Origin of the sequence: Chitinilyticum litopenaei DSM 21440, assembly GCF_000428145.1 — a bacterium.
Lineage (GTDB): Bacteria > Pseudomonadota > Gammaproteobacteria > Burkholderiales > Chitinibacteraceae > Chitinilyticum > Chitinilyticum litopenaei.
Map to the genome: position 1 here is coordinate 61,270 of NZ_ATZJ01000020.1, position 9,042 is coordinate 70,311.

General features: G+C 64.2%; 10 protein-coding genes and 1 pseudogene. 9 read left to right on the forward strand and 2 right to left on the reverse strand.

What is annotated here, in order from left to right; translation table 11 throughout:
- Nucleotides 1-39: 39 nt before the first annotated feature.
- Nucleotides 40-657: a thermonuclease family protein gene (locus C515_RS0109620; protein WP_028455356.1), complete on the reverse strand. Its 618-nt coding sequence runs from the start codon at nucleotides 655-657 to the stop codon at nucleotides 40-42.
- The gene (gene hpnC, locus C515_RS0109625; protein WP_373277253.1) at nucleotides 650-1,528 is read right to left on the reverse strand and encodes a squalene synthase HpnC; all 879 of its coding nucleotides are present in this window, start codon (nucleotides 1,526-1,528) and stop codon (nucleotides 650-652) included. Before hpnC ends, C515_RS0109620 begins: the two co-directional genes overlap by 8 nt.
- Before the next feature lie 109 nt (nucleotides 1,529-1,637).
- Here hpnC and C515_RS0109630 point away from each other — a divergent pair, with 109 nt between their 5' ends.
- The 9 genes and pseudogenes from C515_RS0109630 to C515_RS20465 all read left to right on the forward strand — a co-directional run.
- Nucleotides 1,638-1,961, forward strand: a complete 324-nt coding sequence (locus tag C515_RS0109630; protein ID WP_081686871.1) for a ComEA family DNA-binding protein — start codon at nucleotides 1,638-1,640, stop codon at nucleotides 1,959-1,961.
- Nucleotides 1,962-2,174: 213 nt separating this feature from the next.
- Nucleotides 2,175-2,906 (forward strand): annotated as a pseudogene (locus tag C515_RS24930) (methionine ABC transporter ATP-binding protein); the annotation flags it as partial.
- A 66-nt stretch (nucleotides 2,907-2,972) separates the two neighbouring features.
- Nucleotides 2,973-3,188 (forward strand): NIL domain-containing protein, encoded by a 216-nt coding sequence (locus C515_RS24990; protein ID WP_308417123.1) that lies wholly within the window; start codon nucleotides 2,973-2,975, stop codon nucleotides 3,186-3,188.
- On the forward strand, nucleotides 3,188-3,856 hold the full coding sequence (locus C515_RS0109640; RefSeq protein ID WP_028455360.1) for a methionine ABC transporter permease: 669 nt from the start codon (nucleotides 3,188-3,190) through the stop codon (nucleotides 3,854-3,856). Before C515_RS24990 ends, C515_RS0109640 begins: the two co-directional genes overlap by 1 nt.
- A 158-nt stretch (nucleotides 3,857-4,014) precedes the next feature.
- Nucleotides 4,015-4,806 carry a MetQ/NlpA family ABC transporter substrate-binding protein gene (locus C515_RS0109645; protein WP_028455361.1) on the forward strand — a complete coding sequence of 264 codons (792 nt, stop codon included), beginning with the start codon at nucleotides 4,015-4,017 and terminating at the stop codon, nucleotides 4,804-4,806.
- 443 nt (nucleotides 4,807-5,249) lie between these two features.
- Nucleotides 5,250-7,268: a BCCT family transporter gene (locus tag C515_RS0109650; protein ID WP_211234026.1), complete on the forward strand. Its 2,019-nt coding sequence runs from the start codon at nucleotides 5,250-5,252 to the stop codon at nucleotides 7,266-7,268.
- A 66-nt stretch (nucleotides 7,269-7,334) separates the two neighbouring features.
- Nucleotides 7,335-7,682 carry a nucleotide pyrophosphohydrolase gene (locus C515_RS0109655; protein ID WP_028455363.1) on the forward strand — a complete coding sequence of 116 codons (348 nt, stop codon included), beginning with the start codon at nucleotides 7,335-7,337 and terminating at the stop codon, nucleotides 7,680-7,682.
- A gap of 140 nt (nucleotides 7,683-7,822) precedes the next feature.
- Nucleotides 7,823-8,515 (forward strand): hypothetical protein, encoded by a 693-nt coding sequence (locus C515_RS0109660; protein WP_028455364.1) that lies wholly within the window; start codon nucleotides 7,823-7,825, stop codon nucleotides 8,513-8,515.
- A gap of 174 nt (nucleotides 8,516-8,689) precedes the next feature.
- The coding region (locus C515_RS20465) for an IS1380 family transposase (protein ID WP_028455365.1) at nucleotides 8,690-9,042 on the forward strand (353 nt) is incomplete at its 3' end.

Consider the following 9,042-nt stretch of genomic DNA (forward strand, 5'->3'; position numbering starts at 1 on the left):
AGATGCATTCTGCGCAGGGCCTGATCGCCTTGCTCGACCTCAGCGCCCCTCGCGCTGCTGCTTGCGCCACTCCCACGGCGGCGTCGGATCGCGGTCGCGCCAGAGCCCCTGCTGCGCCTGGCGGGCCGCGTCTTCCGCTGCGGCATAGCGGGCAAACTCGCCGCGCGACAGAGCCTTTTTGGCGTACTGCCGGTAAAACCAGGCATGACCGGATTCGACCTGGGCCAGATTGATCGCCCGCCCGTCCTGTGTCAGCAACGCTACCCCGCGCCCATACCGGTCGACATCGGTAATCGTCGCTTCAATCTGCCGGCGGTAGACCAGGTCGGACAAGGCCTTTTTCGCCTGCTGGCCGAAGGCCTGCTTTTTCTCCGGGCTGTCGATGTAGGCCAGCCGCAGGCGGTATTCGGTCTTGTCGGGCGTCAGCAGCGTCACCGTATCGCCGTCGGCCACGCCCACCACCTCGCCGCTGAGCACGGCGCCACGCTGCGGCTTGCCCTTCTCGCCACGCTCGCCGCGTTCCTCACCCAGCTGCGGCAGGCAGGCGGCCAGCGCCAGCACCACCACAACACCGGCCAGGATGCGCTGCGCCCAGCTGCGCGCGCGAAACAATTGCAGTACGCCGCGCAGCAGCGCAGCAAGCTTGCGATCAGCCATGACAGCCTCCCTGCGCCGGCTTGGGACGATACCAGGGCGCGATGGCCGCCAGCGCCAGGATTTTCGGCCAGTCCGCCCCTTGCAGCGTCGGACGCGCGGTGAACACGTCGTAATCCACCTGCTTCAGTTTCGTCAGCACACGGTCGGCCGACAGCACGATGGTGCGGATTTCCAGCCCCACGCGCCCGGGCAGCGTCAGCCCCAGCGGCGAGCCGGCGCGCAGCATCTTCCAGGTGCGCTCGCACTGGAAGGCCAGCAGCTTCTTGAAGGCCGGCGTGGCCACACCGGCTGCCAGATCGTCTTCACTGACGCCAAAACGCGCCAGATCATCCTGTGGCAGGTAGATGCGCCGGCGCGGCTTGTGGAAATCGATGGCGACGTCCTGCCAGAAATTCACCAGCTGCAATGCCGAGCAGATGCCATCCGACATCGCCAGCTGGCGACTGTCGGTCTGGCCAAAGATGTAGAGCAGGATGCGCCCGACCGGATTGGCCGAACGGCGGCAGTAATCCATCACCTCGCCGAAATCCTGATAGCGCTGCTTCGTCACGTCCTGGCGGAAGGCCGACAGCAGATCCTCGAACAATGGCAGCGGAATCGCGTAATTGCGGATTACCGGCGCCAGCGCGGCGTAGCGCGCGGTCAGCGGCTCATGGCCGGCAGCGATGCGCGCGAGCTCGGCGCTGCATTCGGCCAGCCGGGCCAGGCGCTCTTCGACGCTGGCGTCGCCTTCATCGGCCAGATCGTCGGCGTGGCGCGCAAAGTGATACACGGCGGCGACCGGCTTGCGAAACCGGGCCGGCAGCAGAAAGGAGCCGACCGGAAAATTCTCGTAATGCTCGACGCTTTGTTGGGGGGTAATGCCTGCCAAAATCGATGCCTTATAAAAAGCTGACTGCAAATTGAATATCAAAAAAAGAATGTCTATAGTCAGCACGCACATGTGCTGCACAATTCTAACCGAAGCAAAGGAACCCACCATGCTGAAAAAACTGCTCGTTGCCCTCTTTGCCGGTCTGGCCTTCTGCGCCAGCGCCCTGGCCGCCGTTGACCTCAATACCGCCAGCCAGCAACAACTGGAAGCGCTCAACGGCATCGGCCCGGAGAAAGCCAAGGCCATCATCGAGTACCGGAGCAAGAACGGCCCCTTCAAGACCACCGAAGACGTGATGAAGGTGCCGGGCATCAAGGAAGGCACTTACGCCAAAATCAAGGCCGAAGTCACCGTGGGCGGCAAGGCCGCCGCCGCGCCAGCCACCAAGGCCACCCCGGCGCCCAAGGCTTCGGCGCCGGCCAAGAAGTAAGCGCCGCCAGCCGGACGCTTGCCGCAAACCCCGGCCCGGCGCCGGGGTTTGCGCTTGTTGCGGGGCGAACTTGGGACTTTCCCTGCTGCCCAAGCCCGCCCCGCTTCGCTAAGCTGCCGTACTGAGCCATTGCGTCGCCAGCATTTCCAGCGGCGGTCAGGCCGCCGATGTGATAAGTAATAAGCACCCCACTCCACCCAGCAAGGGCCCCGCGTGATCCAGCTTGAGCAGATCCACAAATCCTACCGTGTCGACGGGCGCGACATTCCCGCGCTCAAGGGCATAGACCTGAACATCGCCGCCGGCGAGATCTTCGGCATCATCGGCCATTCCGGCGCCGGCAAATCGACGCTGATCCGCCTGCTGAACCTGCTGGAGCGCCCCAGCGCCGGCCAGATCCGCATCGATGGCGACGACATCACCGCACTGGATGGCGCGGGCCTGCGCAGCTTGCGCCAGCAGGTCGGGATGATTTTCCAGCACTTCAACCTGCTGGGCTCGAAAACCGTGGCGCGCAATATCGCCTTTCCGCTGGAAATTGCCGGCCAGCTTGGCCGCGCCGCCATCGACGCACGCGTCGACGAGCTGCTGGAGCTGGTCGGGCTCACCGAGCACAAGCACAAATACCCGGCCCAGCTTTCCGGAGGCCAGAAGCAGCGTGTCGGCATTGCGCGCGCGCTGGCCAACCGCCCGAAAGTCCTGCTGTGCGATGAAGCCACCAGCGCACTCGACCCGCAGACCACGCAATCGGTGCTGCAGCTGCTGGCGAAGATCAACCGCGAGCTGAACCTGACCATCGTGCTGATCACCCACGAAATGGACGTGATCCGCAGCATCTGTGACCGGGTCGCCGTGATCGACGGCGGCAAGATTGTCGAAATGGGGCCGGTGACGCAGGTGTTCCTGCACCCGCGCCATGCCACCACGCAGCGCTTTGTCTCGGAAGCCGAGCACATCGACGAAGCCGCGCAGGCCGATGCCTTTGCCCATGTCCCGGGCAAGATCGTGCGCATGACCTTCATCGGCGAGACCACCTTCGAGGGCTTTCTGGGCAATGCCGCCCGCGAATTCAATATCGACTTCAGCATCCTGTCCGGGCGCATCGAGCGCATCAAGGACACGCCCTGCGGCCAGATGCTGCTGGCCTTTACCGGTGAAGAAGCGGCCGTGGCCGCCGCCTTTGCCCAGTTCCGCAGCCGCGGGATCGACATCGAGGAGTTGCGCTGATGGATTTCGCCCTGTTGAGCCAGATCGACTGGCCGGAAATCGGCACCGCCACCCTGGACACCCTGCTGATGCTCGGCGGCTCGCTGCTCTTTACCATCCTGCTTGGCCTGCCGCTGGGCATCGTGCTGTTCCTGACGGCGAAAGGCCAGCTACTGGCCAACGCCACCATCAACCGCGCGCTGGGGCTGGTGGTGAACGTGTTGCGCTCCATTCCCTTCATCATCCTGCTGATCGCCCTGATGCCGGTCACCGAATTCATCACCGGCACGCGCATCGGGCTGGCCGGCATCATCCCGCCGCTGGTCATCGGCGCCTCGCCGTTTCTCGCCAGGCTGGTGGAAACCGCGCTGCGCGAGGTCGAGCACGGCGTGATCGAAGCCGCGCTGGCGATGGGGGCCAATACGCGGCAGATCCTGTTTGGCGTGCTGCTGCCCGAAGCGCGCGGCGGGCTGATCGCCGGCATTACCGTCACCGCCATCACGCTGGTGTCCTACACCGCGATGGCCGGCCTGGTCGGCGGCGGCGGCCTGGGCGACCTGTCGATCCGCTACGGCTATTACCGTTATCAGACCGAGGTGATGGTGGTGACCATCATCCTGCTGCTGCTGCTGGTGCAGGCGTTGCAGAGCGCCGGGGACCGGCTGGTGCAGCGCTGCACACACAAATAGCAATCAGACATATCGTTATTCGATAGTCGTCTTTTTGATTTTATAAGCCGGTGTTAATGTTTGCAGTCAGTAGCAGTAAATAACTCGAACGTATACACCGCCAAGCCATGACACCCAATGGCTGTAGCCCGATACCCATCCCACAAGGAGCTGTTTGCATGAAAAAGATTGCCGTCCTCGCCGCCGTTGCCGCCGCCTTCACCGCGTTCACATCCTTCAGCGCCCACGCCGCCGACAAGCTCAATGTCGCCGCCAGCGCCATCCCGCACGCGGAAATCCTCGAATTCATCAAGCCGGCGCTCGCCAAGCAGGGCGTCGAGCTCAACGTGAAAGTGTTCACCGACTACGTGCAGCCCAACGTCCTGGTCGCCGAGAAAAAGCTCGACGCCAACTTCTTCCAGCACCAGCCCTACCTGAACGAATTCAACAAGGGTCGCGGCACCAATCTGGTCAGCGTGGCCGGCGTGCACGTCGAGCCCTTCGGCGCGTATTCCAGCAAGGTGAAAAAACTGGCCGACCTGCAAGAAGGCGCCACCGTCGCCATCCCGAACGATCCCACCAACGGCGGCCGCGCCCTGCTGCTGCTGGAAAAGGCCGGCGTGATCAAGCTGAAGGACAGCAAGAACATCCTCGCCACCCCGAAGGACGTCGCGCAGAACCCCAAGAAGCTCAAGTTCAAGGAACTGGAAGCCGCCACCCTGCCGCGCGTGCTCAGCCAGGTTGACCTCGCGCTGATCAACACCAACTACGCGCTGGAAGCCAAGCTCAACCCGAGCAAGGACGCACTGGTGATCGAAGGCGCCGAATCGCCGTACGTGAACATCCTGGTGGTGGAAGCCGGCAGCAAGGACAAGGCCGCAGTGAAGAAACTCGCCGCCGCGCTGAAAACCCCGGAAGTGAAGAAGTTCATCCTGGAAAAATACAAGGGCGCAGTCGTACCGGCGTTCTGATCGCCAAAGCCGCATCCCCCTGTCATTGCAACACCCAGGCCCCGCATCGCGGGGCTTTTTTATTGCGTTACCAGCAAAATACCCAAGCAGGGATAGCGCCACAGCCCTTACCGGCAAATGGCAGCAGCGACATACCTGCCACGACCACCCGTTTCCTCTGGGACGGCATGCGGCTGATCGCCGGGCTGGAGCCCCAGCTCAGCCGCAGCGACGTCTACCATCCCGACCAGCCCTACCCCCCGTGCAGCAATGGCGAGGCGCACGCCGGCGGGCGGTGGTTGTGCTTCCACCGTCCACCGCTGCTGACAACGGACGCCGGCCCCCGCCAAGGTAAATTGTGCGGCGCATTCCGGCGGCATGACTGGCAGACTATGGCTCTGCCCATCGTCTGTGCTTTGCGTTCAGGCCGGGTGACCACAATCCAGACTACCAAGGAGGAGCTGTTGGACACACTGCCATCCACTGCGGCATCGCGCCGCTCTACCCTATCCATGCCGGTTTTCGTGCCGGCCATGCTGATCATTGCGGCCTTGCTGGCCGTCTGCACGCTCGCCCCCCGGGCTGCCGAGGCCTTCTTTGCTGCCGGCCAGGCCTGGGTCACGCAGCATTTCGGCTGGTTCTACGTACTCAGCGTCGCCACCTTCGTGATCGTGCTGCTCACCATTGCGGTAAGCCGCTATGGCGACATTCGCCTGGGGCCGGATGATGCGCGGCCGGAATTCGGCTTTGCTTCGTGGCTGGCGATGCTGTTTGCCGCCGGCATGGGTATCGGGCTGATGTATTTCGGCGTCGGCGAGCCGATGATGCACTACGCCGCTCCGCCTACCGCCGCCGCCGGCACGCCCGCCGCCGCGCGCGAGGCGATGACGACGACGTTTTTCCACTGGGGCGTGCATGCCTGGGCGATTTATGCGCTGGTCGGGCTGGTGCTGGCCTATTTCGGCTTTCGCTACAAGCTGCCGCTGACGCTGCGCGCCGGGCTCTACCCCATCATCAAGGAGCGCATCCATGGCCCGATCGGCCATGCAGTCGACGTGTTCGCGCTGGTCGGCACCATTTTCGGCATCGCCACCACGCTGGGTTATGGCGTGCTGCAGCTCTCGGCCGGCCTCAACCGGCTGACCGGCTGGGATACCGGCAGCGATGCCTTCCGCTTCGGGCTGATCGCCGTGGTGATCGGCCTGGCGGCCATCTCGGCCATCAGCGGGCTGGACAAGGGCGTGCGCCGGCTGTCCGAGCTGAATCTGCTGCTGGCGGTGCTGCTGCTGGGCTTTGTGCTGTTTGCCGGGCCGACGCTGCCGCTGCTGGGGCTCTTGAGCGAGAACATCGGCCAGTATGTGTCCGGGCTGGTGTCGCTGACCTTTCGCACCTTCAGCTACGAGGCGGCGAGCAGCGAAGGCTGGTTTGGCGGCTGGACCATCCTCTACTGGGCCTGGTGGATTTCCTGGTCGCCGTTCGTGGGGCTTTTCATCGCGCGCATTTCGCGCGGGCGCACGATACGCGAATTCATCGTCGGCGTGCTGCTGGTGCCTTCGGCCTTCAATCTCTTGTGGATGACGATCTTTGGCAATACCGCGATCTGGCTGGACCAGAACGTGGCGGGCGGCGCGCTGGCGGCCGGCGCCGGCAATGTCGATGCGCTGCTGTTCCAGTTCTTCGATTACCTGCCGCTGGCGGGCGTGACATCGACGCTGGCGGTGCTGCTGATCGGCGTGTTTTTCGTCACCTCGGCCGATTCGGGCGCCTTTGTCATCGACACGATCGCCACGCAGGGCGCGGCGCGCTCGCCGCTGTGGCAGCGCCTGTTCTGGGCGGTGGTGCTGGGCCTGACCGCCGGCATCCTGATGAGTGCGGGCGGGCTGAAGGCGCTGCAGTCGATGACGCTGATCGCGGCGCTGCCCTTTGCCTTCATCATGCTGCTGCTGTGCGCCGGGCTGTGGCGTGGCCTGCTGGCTGACCACCTGCATTTCTCGCGCGAGCTGTCGCCGGCCACCAATTTCTGGAACGGCCAGCTGTGGAAGGCACGGCTGGACCAGCTGCTGCGCCAGCCCGAACGCGGCGAGGTTGCGCATTTCCTGCAGACGGTGGTGGCGCCGGCGCTCGCCGAAGTCAGCACGGAATTGAATCGCCGCGGGCTGGCCAGCCGCGTGGATACGGGCGAGGAGCATCTGGCGCTGGTCGTCACCGTCGAAGGCCGCCGGGATTTTGTCTACGGTGTGCGCATCGCCGCCAGCCCGGCGCCGGCCTTCAACCCGCTGGCTGCAGCACAAAGCGATGCCGGCGAGGAACAATTGTTCGCGCCGCAGACCTTTTTCGAGGATGGCCGCGCCGGTTACGATGTGCAGTACCTGACGCGCCAGGAGGTGATTGCCGACGTGCTGCGCCAGTACGAACGCTATCTGCAGCTGCTGCAAACCGACGGCACGGCGCTGCTGAATGCCGCGCCAGGACACACATCATAAGGTATAAGCCTGCAGCCATTTACCAAAATTGGCTGCAGCCTCATACCCATCACATCGAGAGCACACATGGATATTGCCCGCGTGCAGCAACAGCTGCGCGATTTCAGCGCCGAACGCGACTGGAATCAGTTTCACAATCCGAAAAATCTGGCGATGGCGCTGTCGGTCGAAGCCGCCGAACTGGTCGAACTGTATCAGTGGCTAACGCCCGACGAGGCCGCTGCCGCCTGCCAGGACGCCGAATTCGCCACCCGGCTGGGCGAGGAAGTCGCCGATGTGCTGCTCTACCTGCTGCGCCTGGCCGACCGCAGCGGGCTTGATCTCGATGCCGTGGTGCAGCGCAAATTGCGGCTGAATGCCGAAAAATACCCGGTCGCCAGCTCGCATGGTCACGCGCGCCGCCCACCGCGCTGACCGCCCATCGCCAGCGAGCCGCCTTGCGCTCAAGCGGCCGGCGCGCGACGCCGATAACACAGGTATCGGTCGGACTTCCGAGGCCGGATTCCGATTGGCCGGCGCAGCACTGCGCGCGGCAGCCAGCGAGGACCATCACCATGAGCACCACGATTTCCAGCAGCAGCGTGCAAACCAGCAGCACCTTCCAGAGCAGTTCGAGCAGCACGGCCAGCGTTACCGCGCGCGAGAAGCCCGCCAGCGGCAGCGAGGCCACGCCGCAGCCCGCCGTACCGCAAGACCAGGTCGCACTGGGCAAGACCCGCAGCGAGGAGGCGCAGGTTTATGGCAGACCGCGCCCGAAGAGCGCCGAGGAAGTGGGGGCGATGATCGATGCGGCCAATCAGAAGGCCGAAGAGCTGCTGCAGCTGATCCGCCCGCTGATCGAGCAGCAGGGCCTGAACATGGCCAAGGTGGTCAGCGGCGAGCAGCGGCTCAGCGGCGTTGATCAGGCCACCATCGACAAGGCCAAGGCCGACATTGCCGAGGATGGCGAATGGGGCGTGCGCAAGGTGTCCGAGCGCATACTCAGCTTTGCCAAGTTTGCCATGGGGGATGATCCGGCCAAGCTCGACAAGATCCGCGCGGCCGTGCAGCAGGGCTTTGACGAGGCCAAGGCCATGCTGGGCGGCGCCCTGCCCGAGATCAGCCAGCAGACCTACGACACCATCATGGCTGAATTCGACCGCTGGGAAAAAGAGGGCATCCCGGGCGGCGAGAGCGTGACCCTGCCCCGTCAGGCCAGCCAGACGGCGGAAGCGGCATCGGGCAAGGCCCGCGAACCCGGAGCATGATCATGCCGGGTATACACCTGCAACCCTTTTGACAAAAAGGCCACCGACGCATACCCGGTGGCCTTTTTCTTGGCAGCTGCCGCTAGCCCGGATTTTTCATGAGTTCGGGGTCGGCGGAGGGCTTAAAGCCGCATAGGATATGCTTTCCAGACCGATCCACAGACAACTCCGCCGATGCCAAAGTGTACCGCACCTGAACTCCCGTTTGGCCGTCTTGGCCGTTGCCAGATCGAGGCCAATTTCACTGGCGGCGCACTCAGTTCCGATGGCGGACTGATGTTGCTGCGCCAGACTGATCACCGCATCGGTTTGTCAGAGGCCGTCGCCAAGGCGCTACACGATCCGCGCGATCCCGACCGCATCATTCATTCCCTGCGCGACCTCGTCGCCCAGCGCCTCTATGCCCTGTGCTGCGGTTACGAAGACCTCAACGACCACACCGCCTTGCGCCACGATCCGCTGATGCAAACAGCCGTGGGGACCCGCGCGGAACTGGGCAGTTGCCCGACCTTGCACCGCATGGAAAA

What these genes read in the sequence shown, in the direction of transcription:
- C515_RS0109620 (WP_028455356.1), bottom strand. Translation starts at nt 657, where the DNA reads ATGGCTGATCGCAAGCTTGCTGCGCTGCTGCGCGGCGTACTGCAATTG.
- C515_RS0109630 (WP_081686871.1), top strand. Translation starts at nt 1,638, where the DNA reads ATGCTGAAAAAACTGCTCGTTGCCCTCTTTGCCGGTCTGGCCTTCTGC.
- C515_RS24990 (WP_308417123.1), top strand. Translation starts at nt 2,973, where the DNA reads ATGACCTTCATCGGCGAGACCACCTTCGAGGGCTTTCTGGGCAATGCC.
- C515_RS0109640 (WP_028455360.1), top strand. Translation starts at nt 3,188, where the DNA reads ATGGATTTCGCCCTGTTGAGCCAGATCGACTGGCCGGAAATCGGCACC.
- C515_RS0109645 (WP_028455361.1), top strand. Translation starts at nt 4,015, where the DNA reads ATGAAAAAGATTGCCGTCCTCGCCGCCGTTGCCGCCGCCTTCACCGCG.
- C515_RS0109655 (WP_028455363.1), top strand. Translation starts at nt 7,335, where the DNA reads ATGGATATTGCCCGCGTGCAGCAACAGCTGCGCGATTTCAGCGCCGAA.
- C515_RS0109660 (WP_028455364.1), top strand. Translation starts at nt 7,823, where the DNA reads ATGAGCACCACGATTTCCAGCAGCAGCGTGCAAACCAGCAGCACCTTC.